16 protein-coding genes and 1 tRNA gene are annotated in these 15,820 nt (G+C 40.3%); 11 read left to right on the top strand and 6 right to left on the bottom strand.

Annotation, left to right across the window (positions count from 1 at the left end; genetic code table 11):
- The first annotated feature begins 9 nt into the window (after window positions 1-9).
- Window positions 10-189 (top strand): hypothetical protein, encoded by a 180-nt coding sequence (locus RSX31_RS07765; protein ID WP_148969675.1) that lies wholly within the window; start codon window positions 10-12, stop codon window positions 187-189.
- 645 nt (window positions 190-834) lie between these two features.
- Window positions 835-2,358, top strand: a complete 1,524-nt coding sequence (locus RSX31_RS07760) for a rhomboid family intramembrane serine protease (RefSeq protein WP_315634182.1) — start codon at window positions 835-837, stop codon at window positions 2,356-2,358.
- Here RSX31_RS07760 and RSX31_RS07755 read toward each other — a convergent pair.
- On the bottom strand, window positions 2,355-3,233 hold the full coding sequence (locus tag RSX31_RS07755; RefSeq protein ID WP_315634181.1) for a hypothetical protein: 879 nt from the start codon (window positions 3,231-3,233) through the stop codon (window positions 2,355-2,357). The genes RSX31_RS07760 and RSX31_RS07755 overlap by 4 nt on opposite strands.
- A gap of 141 nt (window positions 3,234-3,374) precedes the next feature.
- Between RSX31_RS07755 and RSX31_RS07750 the strand changes: the two genes are divergently transcribed.
- The 7 genes from RSX31_RS07750 to RSX31_RS07720 all read left to right on the top strand — a co-directional run bounded on the left by RSX31_RS07750 (window position 3,375) and on the right by RSX31_RS07720 (window position 12,071).
- Complete coding sequence (locus RSX31_RS07750) at window positions 3,375-4,835, top strand: spore germination protein (protein ID WP_148969672.1); 1,461 nt, start codon at window positions 3,375-3,377, stop codon at window positions 4,833-4,835.
- Between the two features lie 682 nt (window positions 4,836-5,517).
- A complete protein-coding gene (locus tag RSX31_RS07745; RefSeq protein WP_148969671.1) occupies window positions 5,518-5,724 on the top strand; it encodes a YqgQ family protein in 207 nt (68 codons plus the stop codon).
- Window positions 5,725-5,729: 5 nt separating this feature from the next.
- Window positions 5,730-6,698, top strand: coding sequence for an ROK family glucokinase (locus tag RSX31_RS07740; protein ID WP_148995718.1), 969 nt, complete (start codon window positions 5,730-5,732; stop codon window positions 6,696-6,698).
- Between the two features lie 360 nt (window positions 6,699-7,058).
- The gene (locus RSX31_RS07735; RefSeq protein ID WP_148995717.1) at window positions 7,059-8,927 is read left to right on the top strand and encodes an LTA synthase family protein; all 1,869 of its coding nucleotides are present in this window, start codon (window positions 7,059-7,061) and stop codon (window positions 8,925-8,927) included.
- 102 nt (window positions 8,928-9,029) lie between these two features.
- On the top strand, window positions 9,030-10,223 hold the full coding sequence (locus RSX31_RS07730; protein WP_315634178.1) for a M14 family metallopeptidase: 1,194 nt from the start codon (window positions 9,030-9,032) through the stop codon (window positions 10,221-10,223).
- 430 nt (window positions 10,224-10,653) lie between these two features.
- Window positions 10,654-11,757, top strand: coding sequence for a YqgU-like beta propeller domain-containing protein (locus RSX31_RS07725; protein ID WP_315634176.1), 1,104 nt, complete (start codon window positions 10,654-10,656; stop codon window positions 11,755-11,757).
- A complete protein-coding gene (locus tag RSX31_RS07720) occupies window positions 11,757-12,071 on the top strand; it encodes an MTH1187 family thiamine-binding protein (RefSeq protein ID WP_148995714.1) in 315 nt (104 codons plus the stop codon). The genes RSX31_RS07725 and RSX31_RS07720 overlap by 1 nt, the downstream gene beginning before the upstream one ends.
- A 54-nt stretch (window positions 12,072-12,125) precedes the next feature.
- Here the strand turns inward: RSX31_RS07720 and RSX31_RS07715 are convergent, their stop codons facing one another.
- Both RSX31_RS07715 and RSX31_RS07710 read right to left on the bottom strand, forming a co-directional pair.
- A complete protein-coding gene (locus tag RSX31_RS07715) occupies window positions 12,126-12,479 on the bottom strand; it encodes a winged helix-turn-helix transcriptional regulator (protein WP_148969665.1) in 354 nt (117 codons plus the stop codon).
- 221 nt (window positions 12,480-12,700) lie between these two features.
- The gene (locus tag RSX31_RS07710) at window positions 12,701-12,874 is read right to left on the bottom strand and encodes a DUF2759 domain-containing protein (protein ID WP_148969664.1); all 174 of its coding nucleotides are present in this window, start codon (window positions 12,872-12,874) and stop codon (window positions 12,701-12,703) included.
- 199 nt (window positions 12,875-13,073) lie between these two features.
- Between RSX31_RS07710 and RSX31_RS07705 the strand changes: the two genes are divergently transcribed.
- Window positions 13,074-13,709, top strand: a complete 636-nt coding sequence (locus RSX31_RS07705; RefSeq protein WP_315634173.1) for an MBL fold metallo-hydrolase — start codon at window positions 13,074-13,076, stop codon at window positions 13,707-13,709.
- A 47-nt stretch (window positions 13,710-13,756) separates the two neighbouring features.
- Here the strand turns inward: RSX31_RS07705 and RSX31_RS07700 are convergent, their stop codons facing one another.
- The gene (locus RSX31_RS07700; RefSeq protein ID WP_113970494.1) at window positions 13,757-14,002 is read right to left on the bottom strand and encodes a DUF2626 domain-containing protein; all 246 of its coding nucleotides are present in this window, start codon (window positions 14,000-14,002) and stop codon (window positions 13,757-13,759) included.
- Window positions 14,003-14,083: 81 nt separating this feature from the next.
- Window positions 14,084-14,782, bottom strand: a complete 699-nt coding sequence (locus RSX31_RS07695; protein WP_315634171.1) for a helix-turn-helix transcriptional regulator — start codon at window positions 14,780-14,782, stop codon at window positions 14,084-14,086.
- Window positions 14,783-15,000: 218 nt separating this feature from the next.
- Between RSX31_RS07695 and RSX31_RS07690 the strand changes: the two genes are divergently transcribed.
- Complete coding sequence (locus tag RSX31_RS07690; protein ID WP_262371894.1) at window positions 15,001-15,381, top strand: Spx/MgsR family RNA polymerase-binding regulatory protein; 381 nt, start codon at window positions 15,001-15,003, stop codon at window positions 15,379-15,381.
- A 359-nt stretch (window positions 15,382-15,740) separates the two neighbouring features.
- Here RSX31_RS07690 and RSX31_RS07685 read toward each other — a convergent pair.
- A tRNA-Gln gene (locus RSX31_RS07685) sits at window positions 15,741-15,812 on the bottom strand.
- Between the last annotated feature and the right edge of the window lie 8 nt (window positions 15,813-15,820).

The following is a 15,820-nucleotide window of genomic DNA, read 5'->3' as shown; positions in this document are numbered from 1 at the left end:
GGGATCATTATGAACGGATGGACAAAATGGTTAGTGCTGGGCGGTTTGGTTCTTTTTCTGATTCCGAATCGATATCGACTGTTAAATGTACTTCTAGGGAACTTTCTCATTAGAAAATTTGCTGTGAAAGCAGCGATGGGGATACCTGGTATCCGCTCTAAATTCATTCAAGGTGCATTCAGAGGATAACAGTCAAAAAGACTGTAAGGGGGAAAATCTCTCTTACAGTCTTTTTGTTTTACAGTTTAAGAAAAGGTTCGGTATAGTAGGGGGAGAATAGGATTTCTTAAATAGAGAAAAGTTTGTGGCAAGCTTAAAGGAGAAAGTAGTAGTTGATTTCCGCTCCAGGATGCTCGCTTTCCGCGGGGCTGGCGGTGAGCCTCCTCGGAAAGCCTCCGGGGTCTCACCTGTCCAGCCATTCCCGCAGGAGTCGAGCATCCTGCAGCGAGGATCAACTTTCGGAGCATGTTTCTTTTAAGAAAGTAATAAAAAACAAAATCTTTTATCAAACAACCTCTATTAAGGTAAGTAGAAATTGATTTCTTATTAAGGATAAGATTTCTGGTTTCTAGTTACATTGTCTTTTTTGCACACCTTAAAGCTCTGTCACGAACTTTCTCTTAAAGATGGTGAGGGGAACTGCGCAGACTTCGGCGGATTTTGGTCGTGCCGAGACCCCGTTCGGCTAAGCTGAGGAGGCTCGGCCGAACGCTAGCTGCAAGCGGAGCAGTTCCCCTCACCATCCAGCATAAACTAATTGACAGAGCCCAAGCAGACCATATGTTATAAACAACAATATTTAAGAAAAGAGCCAAAAAGAAAGTAGTGGATGATGTGGATTTACGTTATCATTATTTGTTTTGGAAGATAGCTTACCATTTGGTTGAGAATAAACACTATAGAATTCTTAATCTCTCACCCAATCAGGATGAAATATGGCTTGAGAACACCGGTAAGAAAGAAGCGAACGTCATTCGAATGGTACGGAAAGATCTCGATTGGGGAAACTGGGTCAAGCGGGATATGGAATTGACCTCGGTGAAAGGGGAGAATATCAGAAAATCCCTTGGGAAAAGGCATCTTCAAATGAAGAATATCTATGTCTCCACTTATCCGCCTGTAGATGCAGATCCGGATTTATTCCAGGAACCCCTGAACAATCAAAAGACATTCGTTCAGCCACTTCTTCTTCATGGTGATCAAAGTATAAAAACCCTCAGGAATGACCCTTTTTTCAATGAAGGGGAATGGGAGCTCCCCCCTGAAGTATTGGATGCCAATGTAGAGTGGATTAAAAGCATGACCATGACTTCTTCTTCTAAACAGCTACAGAAGGAAAGGCAGCTGTTTGAAAGAGGAAAGCCGCTCTTTACCTATTTATTCATTGCACTCCAATTGATCATGTTCTTAATTCTTGAACTTAATGGTGGAAGTAAGGACCCACAAACATTGATTGAGTTCGGTGCTAAGTACAACCCCCTCATGATTGAAGGAGAGTGGTGGCGCCTTGTAACCCCGATCTTTCTGCATATAGGAATACTTCATTTACTTATGAACACACTTGCCCTATTTTATCTGGGAATGGCAGTGGAGAAAATGTTCGGACGTCTCAGATTCATCTTCATTTATATGATATCGGGAATCACGGGATCTCTGGCCAGCTTCTTTTTCACTTCCAATCTCTCTGCAGGAGCCAGTGGCGCAATCTTCGGCTGTTTCGGTGCACTGCTGTATTTCGGCGTATTATATCCGAAGATTTTCTTTAGAACGATCGGTACCAATATCATAGCGGTGATCCTGTTGAATTTAGTCCTGGGGTTTACCATCCCGGGAATTGATAATGCTGGCCATATCGGAGGATTGGTGGGAGGTTTTCTCGCAGCGGGAATTGTCAGCTTGCCGAATAGTAATCGCCCACTGCGTCAATTGCTTTTTCTGGTGGGAAGTATCCTGCTTGTTGGAGTTTTTGTTTCGAGGGGTATTGGTGCAGATCCAACCTCATGGGATGTTAATACTGTGAATGGCGTGGCTCAAGAAAAGATTTCCAATCAACAGTGGGAGGAAGCGGAAAATATTCTTCTCCCGGTGGTTGAAGAAGGCTCGCCAAATGCACAGACATACTTCTACTTATCATACGCTGAAATCAAGATGAACAAATTAACACAAGCAAAAGATCATTTGAGAGCGGCGATCGAAGAAAATGGTGAGTTTCATGAAGCTCACTACAATCTTGCGTTAATCCTGATCGACTCAGGTGACAGAAAGGAAGCTATTGTTCATGCAAAAAAAGCCTATGAATTAAATAGGCAGGATGAAAATTATGAAAAACTTTATAAAGAGTTGCAGGGGAACACTTAAAAGGATATCTGTTGTTTAAGTAGAGAAGCTTCTCCGTTTTTATCAATCAGTAACACGAGAACTTCCTTTCGATCTTCTTTCACTAATATAAGTGGGATGGCACTGTCTATTGACTCAATGACAGAGCCATCCTCTTTTTTAATTCCTAAATAATAATTTTTGTAAAGTCCTTCCCATAGGTTTCCTATTACACGTTCCCATTCTTGCTCGGTGAATCCTTCCAAAGGTTGATTTTCTAATTTAGGGAGTTGAGTTAACGGAAAGGATGTATAGTCTTCCATAGGGATTTGCATGGATGCAATTGCCTTTTCCCAAAGATAGTCAAGTTGTTGAGAGGTCACTTTGTCCAGTATGTTCTTCCATTCTTTTTCTGCATCTGTACCTGGTTGTCGGAAGGCGTTTAAAGGGCTGAAATTTGAATCAATTACATACAATGTATCTTCAGACATTTTCTGGGCACTCGTAAAATCTGTTTCCGTTTCATGAATTTCAGAATAATGGAAAGACACAGCTTGAAGGAGGCTGCTTTCTTTTCCCTTTATGGTTGACTCCTCAACAATTTGATCGGTGTCCTGTTCCCATTCGTTCATGAGCCCTTTTAGTCTCCCGTTCATAAATAAAAAGCCGACATCCTGACGTAAATAGGCAGGTGTATCAAGCTTTGAAGATACCTTCCAGTTTACCTCATAATGCTCATTTTTCTTCTCGGGTTGAAGCATCAGAATTGTAGTGGCAGATTCATAGGAAACATGTTCATTTATCGGGAAAAAAATAATGCTTTCCTCCGTTTGGGGCCTGTAAACAAATTGAATCCCAAGAGCAACAATGCACATGATGACAAGAAAGGGCATGGCTTCTTTTAGTCGTTGTTTCATTTCGTTCACTCCAGTAGTATGTCCATTTAGTAAATAGTATGAAGCTCATGATATCAATATGATAGGATGTATGTTTTCTAGCTGCTTTGTCTAGGATGGTAAAGATGGAAATTCATGTAAAGTTATTGGGAGTGAAGGCTAATGACAAATCAAAAGAAAAAGCCTGTCTCTACTCAGATTGAAGAAAACACCAATTATCTAAGGGATACCTTAGCAGTAGACAAAAGCTTTGATGTCATTCAATTGGATTTGGAGTATGCTGAGAGAAAAATGGCGATGTTTTTAGTGGATGGCTTTGTTAAAGATGATATTATGCATTATCTGATGAAGCTTTTGTCAGGACTTAGTCCTGAACAATTAGAAGAAGATACGTTAGAAAAATTATTAAAGACGTACATTCCTTACATAGAGATCGAGCAAGTGGATGATCTGAACCAAGTGATTGATTTAGTATTGGCAGGTCCCACAGCCCTTGTGGTGGATGGTATTGACAAGGTCATTATGATCGATGCAAGAACGTATCCAGTCAGAGGACCTCAGGAACCCGATATCGAACGGGTGGTGAGAGGTTCAAGGGACGGGTATGTCGAGACGATAGTGTTTAATACAGCTTTGACAAGAAGGAGAGTTCGCGATCCTTCGCTTCGAATGGAATATATGCAAATCGGGAGAAGATCCAAAACGGATATAGTCGTCAGCTATATAGAAGACATTGCCGATCCAAATTTGGTCCATAAAATCAAAGATGCCCTATCTAAGATCGACACAGATGGTCTTCCCATGGGAGAGAAGACACTGGAAGAGTTTATTGCCGGGCGCCACTGGAATCCATATCCCATGGTCCGTTATACGGAAAGGCCGGATACAGCTGCAGCACACTTATATGAAGGACACGTCATTATTATGGTGGACGGCTCACCGAGTGTCTTGATTACGCCGACAACTTTTTGGCATCACCTCCAGCATGCAGAGGAATATAGGAACAAGCCCTCAGTTGGAGCCTACTTGCGCTTCGTCAGATTTATCGCTGTGTGGTGTTCGATTTTCTTACTGCCGTTTTATTATTTATTTGCCATTCATCCCGAGCTATTGCCGGAAGCATTGAGTTATGTGGGGCCAAATGATGTAGGGGAAGTACCATTATTCCTTCAATTTTTAATCATTGAAGTCGGAATCGATATTCTAAGGATGGCTGCCATTCATACCCCTTCTTCGTTAGCTACGGCTCTTGGTCTCGTTGCTGCGTTAATGATTGGTCAAGTGGCGGTGGAAGTGGGTCTCTTAATTAACGAAGTCATTCTTTACCTCGCCATTGCAGCAATCGGTACCTTTGCAACGCCAAGCTATGAGATGAGCTTAGCCAACCGGTTGGTCAGGATCTTCTTATTGATCTGTACTGCATTATTTGGAGTGTACGGTTTTGTTGTGGGTATACTGCTATGGATTATTATGCTCTCAAGAATGAACTCCTTTGATATTCCATATATGTGGCCATTCATTCCGTTTAACCTGAGAGCATTCCGCGACGTCTTCCTGCGTTCGCCTATGCCCTTAAAAAACAGACGGCCACGATTCTTACACCCGAAAGATCCAGATCGTTAATATAAGTTGAAGAGATTTTCTTATTGGTTATTCCATTAAGGAGATCTTTTTTGTTTACAGAAAGGCTCTTTTCATAATTTGTTTCCTCGATTAGTGATTTTCGAACAAAATGTTGACCGTTCCTTTCCGCTCCAGGCACAAGATTCTCCGGGGAGGAAGTCGAGCCTCCTCGACGTTCAGTCTGTGGGGTCTCGACCTTTCCTCTATTTCCCGCAGGGGTCAAGTGCCATCCGCTACAATCACGCTGTACTGCATTCTGACTCACTATTTTTGTTATCGTCACTATTAAACGCTATAACGAAAAATCTATTTACGATGGTGAGGGGAGTTGTCATTAACCAACTAATTAAAAAGTTCTTCCTCAATTGGGGTATTTTCCTTTAACCATTTCAAGTTGTTTGCTAAAGTTCTTGTATTTACTGGATTTTTTAAGGATACATACTTAAAAAGTTGATTGGAGTGGAAGGAGGCTCACCGCCAGCCCCGCGGAAAGCGAGCATCCTGTAGCGGAAATCAACTATTACTCTCTTCTCTAAGACAGCAACAGCCTTTACGAAAAGAGACTTCTTATAAAACAATCTTCGTGAAAGAACCTATAATGTATATTTGGTAGCTGCATATTGAGAAGATAGTGGTTTTCACTTATACTTTAATGTGAATGATGGAAAGCAGGGTGTATGATATGAAAACGATTTATGATATCCAGCAGTTATTAAAAAGTTATGGAACCATTATCTACGTTGGGCATCGTCTTTCTGACCTGCAATTAATGGAAGGCGAACTAATAGAACTTTATCAATCCCAGCTGATCGACACGCGGGATTTTCAAACAGCTTTGTTTTTGTTGCGACATGAAATAGAAATTGAAAAAGAAAAACAGGACAGGTGATAAAGATGACAGAAAAATGGTTGGTTGGTGTAGATTTAGGAGGAACGACGACAAAAATCGCGTTCTTGAATAAGTACGGTGAGCTCTTACATAAATGGGAAATCCCTACTGATAAATCAGAGAATGGTAAAAATATTATTGTAGATATTGCAAAAGCGATTGATAAGAAGCTTGAAGACCTAGATCAATCAAAAGATAAACTGGTCGGCATCGGAATGGGTGCGCCGGGACCTGTGGATATGGCGAAAGGGATTATTTACGAAGCCGTTAATTTAGGCTGGGACAAAAATACGCCATTAAAAGATTTACTTGAAATGGAAACAGGTTTATCAGCCGTTATTGACAATGACGCAAACTGCGCGGCACTGGGTGAAATGTGGAAAGGTGCAGGAGACGGTGCAAAGGATATTGTCTGTGTGACACTTGGAACAGGTGTTGGCGGGGGAGTCATAACAAATGGAGATATCGTGCACGGTGTGAAAGGTGCAGGTGGTGAAATTGGACATATTACCGTTGTTCCTGAAGGTGGATACCAGTGTAACTGTGGGAAGACAGGTTGTTTGGAAACGGTTGCTTCTGCGACTGGAGTCGTTCGTCTCGCAAATGAAAAACTGGATGCGACAACGAAAATGTCTGTTCTGCGAGGAATAAGAGAGGCCCATGGAACAGTCAGTGCAAAGGATATTTTTGATGCAGCAAGAGAACATGATGAACTTGCCCTTGAAGTCATTGATCAATTATCCTTCTATTTAGGGTTGTCCCTAGCAAATTTAGGAAATGGACTGAATCCTGAAAAGATCGTCATTGGTGGAGGAGTATCTAAAGCGGGTGAGATCTTATTAACCCCGGTCGTGAAATATTTCAAGCAATTTTCATTCCCTACCGTCCGTACTTCAACAAACTTGAGTATTGCTACACTTGGAAATGACGCCGGTGTGATTGGTGCAGCCTGGCTAGTTAAGAATAAGATCTGATGAGATAAGTTGCATAATTATTTCTTAGAAAGAGCTTTCCTGTAAGGGAGGGCTCTTTTTTCTTTGATTCTACTAAAAGGTTGAAACTAGTCTTTTTGACATAGGGACGAAGGAACCGTTTTGAAAAAATATAGTTATTTTGAAACTTTCAACGGTTTCAATCGTCTAATAGTATGGGTAAGAGAATAAGACTTAAATAATTATTATACATGATTGATGTGAAATGGAGTTTGACGTTTTGTAAAAAAAGTATTAAGATAGGTCAAGGTTGCTGTCTGGTATTACCTGATTTTACCATTACAAATATTACATGAATTTGTTACATACGCATGAACCGTTTGTAGCAAGGAGGTTGATTAAATGAAATTGAAAAAAACACCAAAGGCTTCTCTTATTATCATCGCTGCATTGCTCCTTTGGGTTAAAACGTACATTGTCTATAAAACTAGTTTTGATATAAAGATAGAAAATACACTCCAAGAACTTATACTCTTCATCAATCCACTAAGTTTCTTACTTTTTATCTTCGGAGTAGGATTGCTTCTTAAGAAGGATAAGTCTCGCACCCGCTATATTATCGCTGCAAGCTTCGTCCTTTCGTTTATCCTATATGGAAATGTTGTTTTCTATCGCTTCTTTGATGACTTCTTGACACTCCCAGTCCTGTTTCAAACAAGCAATTTCTCTGATTTAGGTACAAGTGCGAGCGCAATTATGAGCTGGAAGGATTTATTCTATTTTACAGATGTCATTGTGTTAATTCTTATCATCAAGTTAAAGCCAACATGGTTCTCTCTGCAAAACTATAGCAGAGCCAATCGACGAGCGTATTTCCTGGTTGCCACGGCCCTTGTTTTCTTTAACCTTGGCTTGGCAGAATCGGAACGACCACAACTTCTGACAAGAACGTTTGATCGTGAAATGTTAGTAAAGAATATTGGAACGTATAATTACCATGTGTATGATATTTTCTTACAATCAAAGTCTTCCGCTCAACGAGCAATGGCAGACGGCAGTGAATTAGCGGATATTGATAATTATGTTCGCGCAAGTTACATCGAACCTGATAAAGAAATGTTTGGTGTAGCAAAGGATAAGAACTTGATCATGGTATCACTTGAATCACTACAGAATTTTGTCATTAACAGCGAAATGAACGGTCAGGAAATTACACCTTTTCTGAATGACTTTATTGGAGAAAGCTATTACTTCGATAATTTCTACCATCAAACTCAGCAAGGGAAAACGTCAGACTCAGAGTTTTTACTCGATAACTCTCTTTACCCATTGAACAGGGGAGCAGTATTCTTCACTCATTCAGGAAATGAGTTTGAATCCATGACTGAAAAGCTTGGTGAAAATGGATACTATACAACCGCTATGCATGCTAACAATAAAAGCTTCTGGAATCGTGACATTATGTATGATTCCCTAGGATACGAACGTTTCTATTCTTTACCTGACTATGAGGTAACGGAAGAGAATTCTGTTAACTGGGGTATGAAGGATATTCCGTTCTTTGAGCAATCAGTTGAGCATATGAAAGAGATGCCTCAACCTTTCAGTACGAAGATGATCACACTGACGAACCATTATCCCTTCACTCTAGATGAAGAAGATAAGCTTATCGATCCTTACACATCCAATGACGGTACGGTCAATCGTTATTTCCAAACTGTCCGTTACATGGATGAAGCTGTAAAGAACTTCATTACAGACTTAAAGGAATCAGGTTTATATGAGAACTCCGTTATCGTGATGTACGGAGATCACTACGGCATTTCCGAAAATCATAATAAGGCCATGAGTCAATATCTTGGCAAAGAAGTTACACCAGTTGTAAGTACACAGCTTCAAGAGGTTCCTTTAATCATTCATGTTCCTGGACAGGAAGGGAAGACCATTTCCAAGGTTTCCGGTCAAATTGACTTAAAACCAACGATTATGCATCTTTTAGGAATCGATACGAAGGAAGATATCCAGTTTGGTTCTGATATATTCTCCAGTCAGCATGAAGATCTGGCCATTCTGCGTGACGGTCGCTTCATCACTGAAGACTATGTTTTTGCAGGTGAAAAGTGCTGGAATAAGGAATCCGAAGAGACAACGGATATGAAATACTGTGAGCCATACAAAGAGCGTGTAAATGAGGAGCTGGAATACTCCGATAAGATCATTAATGGAGACCTCCTTCGCTTTTATGGTGAAAACGAAGAAGATGATGAATAAGTAAGAGAGAGCTTGCGAAGAGATTCGCAAGCTTTTTTTTGTCATGAATTATAGAACCATTCATACATGTAAGTAAGGACGTATGTATAGGGAGGTTCCTTCATGAAAGTGAAAGTTCGTAGTGGCGATTCTTTTTGGTACTATAGCCAGCTGTTTTATATTCCAATCCAATTAATCATTGATTCGAACCCCTCAGTTGATCCGAATGGATTGAAGATTGGTACAGAGATAGAACTCCCTGGATTCAGAAAAAAAAGCCATACAATTAAAAGTGGAGATTCCTTCTGGACGCTTGCCGAACAGTGGAATATTGGAGTTGATTCCTTACTCCTGCTGAACGAAGGAGTTAATCCTAACCGTTTACAAATAGGGTCAAGCATTTTTCTGCCATCAAGAGTGGTATATCCGCTAGTCAATGGGAAACAAGCCTATAGCTCCGAAACATTTGAAGAAGATGTGAAAAAATTAAAAGAGGTCTATCCGTTCATCAAATTAAACTCGGTCGGCGAAAGTGTCCTTGGAAAAGATCTCATTGAAATGAGAGTTGGAACTGGAAAGAAAAAGGTTCACATAGATGCTTCTTTTCATGCAAATGAATGGATTACCACTTCCATCTTAATGACGTTCATTAATGATTATTTATTATCATTAACGAATGGAAATCTCATGAGAGGAATTCAAACCCTCCCTTTATATGATGTGGTGACAATATCGTTTGTACCTATGGTTAATCCGGATGGAGTAGATCTCGTCTTGAATGGTCCGCCGAAAGACAAACGAAAAGAATTGATCGAAATCAATCGGGGAAGTTCCGACTTTACAGGTTGGAAAGCAAATATAAAAGGAGTAGACCTGAATAACCAATTCCCTGCCAAATGGGAGCTGGAAAAAGAAAGAAAGGAAGAAAAAGCACCAGCTCCGAGAGATTTCCCAGGATATAAGCCTCTTTCAGAACCTGAAACAGTTGCTATGGCAAAACTGGCTCGACAGGAAAAGTTCGACCGGCTGCTTGCCCTCCACACTCAAGGGAAGGAATTCTACTGGGGCTATGAGGGTTTAGAGCCGCCGGAAGCTTCAAGGCTTTCAGAAGATTTTAACAGAGTAAGCGGATATGAATCTGTCAGATATATAGATAGCTACGCGGGTTACAAGGATTGGTTCATTAAAGAATTCAAGCAAGCGGGGTTTACCATAGAGTTAGGAAAAGGAATAAATCCTCTGCCCCTCTCTCAATTCAACGAAATCTACCAAGACATGCTCGGAATCTTCCTCGTATCCATCTATCGCTGGTACTAACAAAAGCGCAGGCGGCTCGATCAGCCCCGACAAGCATAAGCTAAATTGGCCGGGAAGGCGTTCTTTGCCTTCTTGGCCAATTTAGCTTATGACCTCGAGGGGCTAGCCGCCGGAGCTGGACGAAACAAAAGCGCAGGCGGCTCGATCAGTCCCGACAAGACTGTATGAATTTCGACTTATTATAATAAATGACTCGAAAAATCTTTTGACATGTTCCATAAATAACTATTGTAGAAAGTGAAAATCAGGAGTAAAATAAATCATCATCCTATTTAAAGAATAACCGATCGTGGTGACCCAAATGGTGTGTGAGTGAACATCTGGTCATCACTTTTTTGGATTTTGCAATGTTTTTTTAATAATTTTGAAACATTTTCTGCTTTGAAACGTACTAATTATTATGGAATGAATTGAGGGAGGGAGAAGGATTTTGAATAAGAAAAAGGTAAGTGTTTTGCTGTTATTGCTATTAAGTATACTGTGGCTGTCAGCTTGTCAAACCGAACAAACTCAAACTTCTCCCCCCGAGAAAGAGAAATCTGAAAACAAGGAAGTCGTTTCAGGAATTCTTAGTCAAGACAGTTTTGTAGAAAACATAGGCTGGCTTTCAGATTCAGAGATTCTATCCGTACAAAATAATGATGATCTATCCTCTTTATATATATATAATCTCTATGATGGAAGCACTAAGAAAATCTATGATATTCCTTCGTCTTTTGTGAGTGCAAGCATTTCACCCGATAAGAATAAAATACTCATCCACTCTGCACCAGCGTCTTATTCAGCCCGGGTGACGATTATAGACAGAGCAGGAGAAGTGCTATTTCAAGAAGATATTCCATCCTACGAACTGACTCATTCCTGGAACAAGTTTGATGACAATGCATTGCTCATGACCAGCTTCAGCGAAGATTGGAGCTTTAAAGTCTTTCATATTGATGTAGAAGAGGGGACAATGGATCCTATTGAAGTAGAGCAGCCATTTGTGCAGTGGCAATCGAAGTATTCCATTCTTTTTCAAGATTGGAATACGGAAGAAATAAGCGTTGCGGCTCCACTTATATCCCAGAATATTCAGGGGGGTGGGGAGGAAATGATTGTGGATACAAGCATCCACTTCAATCAATTTAACAATTCTCTTTTATCTATCTCTTCTCGTGAAGAAGAAGGACCTTTTGCGTATCAATTCATTACTTCAAATGGTGAGATTCAGTCAGAATTTACAGTAGATCTGTTGAGTCGTTATTCTGATTGGTTAATACCTCATTATGATATGATAGAAGGGAAGGGTCAGTTGATTACTTTCGTGGCAAATGAACCAGGTTCCTTTGATACTTACTCTGGTACATTCTCATTAGAAAAATGGGACACGGTTTCTGGAAAAGACAGTATTCTTTTTGAGGATCTTCCTTTAGAACCTATTCAGTGTTCCCCCAATGGGAATTATTGTTTATATGGAAATCAACTTGAGAAAGTAATCGATTTGGCTAACTCAACCATCATTCAACTACTGAAAGAAGGGGCAGATTTATAATGGCAATCGTTGATGTTACAGTCATTCCAATCGGGACGGAATCACCAAGTGTAAGTTCCTATGTAGCGGACTTACATAGAATACTTAAAGAGTATGAGGAAAAAGGGGAAATCCGTTTTCAATTAACTCCGATGAATACCATCATCGAGGGGGATCTTCCTGTTTTGTTTCAGGTCATACAAGACATTCATGAATCGCCTTTCCAACAGGGGATCAAACGGGTAGCAACAAATATTCGAATCGATGATCGCCGTGATAAGAATTCGACAATGGAAGGAAAACTATCTTCTGTACAGCGTCGACTAGAACAATAAGCACCAAATAAGGGGTGGGTATCTTAAAGATACTCACTCCTTTAGTTTCCTGAACTATGCTTCCTCACTATCCACCAACACTTCGCTTTTGTCAGGATAGGTTTTCTCAATATGCTGTTCTCCCCATTCACATAGCATATCTAAAGGTCCTTTTAACGACCATCCATACTCAGTTAATTCGTATTCTACTTTTGGTGGAACTTGATTGTAAATAATTCTATTGATGACTCCATCAGCTTCGAGCTCTCTTAGCTGCTGGGTCAGCATTTTCTGAGTGATTCCAGGCATTAGTTTCTTCAATTCACTTGTTCGTCGCTTGCTTTTAATCAAATGACAGAGAATCACCACTTTCCACTTGCCCCCGATGACTTCTAAGGAGGCCTCAACAGGTATATTATATTTCTTCATTAGTAAACCTCCGTTCCCTGACGATATCTTTCCATATAGGATAGACTGTTACACTCGCTATTATCCTGACAGGCTTAAATATATTTCTATTATAACGTACCCATCGTAAAGGTCTATAGGGTACTTTTTAGTGCCTACATAACTTTCAAGTACCCTAATCGAAAGTAAAAAAGCCTTCCGTTATGAAACGGAAGGCTTTTTTATGAGTATTCATTGTTTAATTAATGCCCACCTGGGTAACCAGAGTGAAGGACAGTCATAATTGTAAACCAACCAAAAACACCTAATGTTGCCAGGGAGAAAAGAATTCCCATAGCGTTCTTGTTTTTGAAAGTGCTTACTACCGCAAACAAAGCTAATAATGTAACCAATGCTGTAATAATTACAAGACCCATTTATATGACCCCTTTCATTAAAATGCGTTTTACTACCTGATAACCATATGTACATAAATGCACTCATTAACATTTTATATTTTTTTCCTCTGTTTGTCGAGGTCAAAAATTTGACACTTCTATGGCGCTCTTGCCACCATGTTTTTATGATGTGATAAGTTCTGCTACAATAATAGTATCACATTTGGAGGTGGATACGTTGCAGTGGAAACAAATTCCGTTAGGCCCGTTACAAACCAACTGCTATATTCTATGGAACACAAAAAATGAATGCCTGGTCGTGGATCCGGGAGGAGAAGGGGAGAAACTGATTCAGTGGTTAGAGAATCATTCGTTAACTCCGTTAGCCATTCTCCTTACTCATGCTCATTTTGATCATATTGGAGCAGTTGATCAAGTACGTGACAACTATAGCATTCCAGTATATATTCACGAGAAAGAAGCTATGTGGTTACTGGATCCTGCTTTAAACGGATCTCAATTATTCATGATGGGTGATCTTATCCGACTTAAGCCTGCTGATTACATATTAACAAATGAAAAACACCTGACCATTGGCGATTTTCAGCTAGAACTATTTGAAACGCCTGGTCATTCACCAGGTAGTATTTCTTATTATGTACAAGAAAGTGGAATCGTATTAGCGGGAGATACATTATTTATGGGCAGTATCGGACGATCCGATTTACCTGGAGGAAATCATAAAGAGCTCCTGGCAAGCATTCATGAAAAGTTATTAACGCTGCCTGAGACTACAACGGTTCTACCTGGTCACGGACCGGAAACATCGATCGAAGGAGAGATGGATTCAAATCCATTTTTGAATGGATTTTAACATTCACAAAAAAAATTCCCTTTAGCCATAAGCTAAAGGGAATTTTTTTAGTGTCCTCCTGCACCCGGAGTCATCATAAAGGTCGTCCAATAAGTAAATCCAGCAAAGAACACTGTTAAGTAAGCACCGAAAATGTAAATATACATACGTTCGGACAGTTTTAAATAGCTAAGCATAATGAAGAATCCTGTTTGGCCTAAAAAGATTAATGATGTCGTGGTCATATCACCAAGATAGAACATTACAGCAAAAATACCAGTCCAAAATCCAAGAACTCTAAACATACGATCCATATGTAACCCTCCTTTGCACCCTAAGTCCATCATTCAATATTATAAATGAATACTACCATAAAAGTAAATATCCGTTTGCTTTTAGTTTGTGACGATTACGTGATATCTACACGTGGAACAGTCATTTATCATATTTTCTTCTTGTTTAAATTCTTCCACAGAGTATAGAGTTTCAAACATCCCTTTTAATAATGCGTTGTGTAAACCACATATGAACACCGGTTCCAGCTGAGCATTCTCATAAAAAGGGCAATGATCATAGTGGAACTTGATTTGATATGAATCACCGATTGACTCATCTAAAGTAAAACCGATCGATTTGGCAATTTCTGATAATACATGCAGCTTTTCAGCATGAGTTACCCCAACTAAGGATAAGTTACGGCTTTCAAGATAGTGGTCCACCAAGCTTTTACCGTACTCATATCCTGTGTCCACCAGCACCTTAAAACCCTCTTCTCCGAGCTTAGCTAATGAGGCAATGGTGAGGTCGCTAAGTAAGCGGAAGTCTCGAGGAGGAAAGGATAACTGAACGAGTTCTTCAGATGGAATATATCGTTTGCCTGGCCTGCCACCTTTGCCGGTCTTTACATATTCTGATTGCAACACTCCTATTTCCTCAAGCTTTGATAGGTGTAGACGGGCAACATTCGGGTGAATATGAAACTTCTCAGCGATGTCTTGAACTGAAAGCTCATGTTTTCTCTCACTAATGTACAAGTAAATGGAATACCGGGTCGGGTCTGAAAGTACGCTTGTAACCTTCAGTGTCATATCCATTCAAAAAACACCCCAATTTTGTAGTTAATAGCTCTATTATAAGCCTCAAGAAAAAGAATGGATATGAAGGGAAAGCCTATTATAGCTTGCTTCATTCATTGTTTATAAAAAGTTCACAAATTCCTAAGGGATATTACTATACAAAAGTTATACAATTAATGTACAATATGTTTAACATATCATAAACATGCAAGCTCAAATTTAAGGAGGTCATGAAAGTGAATAACCTGACATTTTTTACTTATCCAAGCTGTACCTCTTGCCGAAAAGCCAAAAAATGGTTAACTGCCCATTCCGTCGATTTTGATGAAAGACATCTATTCAGAGAGACACCTACCCATAGAGAGCTAATGGAGCTACTATCCCTGACCACCGATGGACTTGATGAAATATTGGCTACAAGAAGCCAAACCTTCAAAGACTTAGGTAAAGATGTGAACGATTTACCTCTATCAGAAGTGATTAAATTAATTATTGAAGAGCCAAAACTTCTTCGCAGACCCTTATTAACAGACGGTAAAAAGCTGGTGGTCGGATACAATCCAGAGGGATTACAAAGCCTTGCGAACAAGAACAGATCGTTGAAGAAAAGCAGTTGAATGTAATAATTAAAAATAGGTTGGGTTGAAAACGGCAGGCACTTTTCACAAAGTGCCTGCCGTTTTCAATGTGGTAGTGGGGCTGAACGAGCCGCCGCTGCTTTTAGATTATCCAGCTCCGGCGGCTAGAGGCTCGAGGTCATAAGCTAAGGCACCCAAAAAGGCAAAGAGCGCCTTTCCGGGTGCCTCATCTTATGCTTGTCGCCTCTGAACGAGCCGCCTCTGCTTTTAGATTATCCAGCTCCGGTGGCTAGAGGCTCGAGGTCATAAGCTAAGGCACCCAAAAAGGCAAAGAGCGCCTTTCTGGGTGCCTCATCTTATGCTTGTCGCCTCTAAACGAGCCGCCTCCGCTTTTAGTACTGGGCTAGCTGGATTCGAACCAACGCATGTCGCAGTCAAAGTGCGATGCCTTACCGCTTGGCTATAGCCCATTGTCGTC

This window comes from Rossellomorea yichunensis (assembly GCF_032337515.1).
Classification (GTDB): domain Bacteria; phylum Bacillota; class Bacilli; order Bacillales; family Bacillaceae_B; genus Rossellomorea; species Rossellomorea yichunensis.
This window is presented reverse-complemented; position numbering and strand designations above follow the sequence as displayed.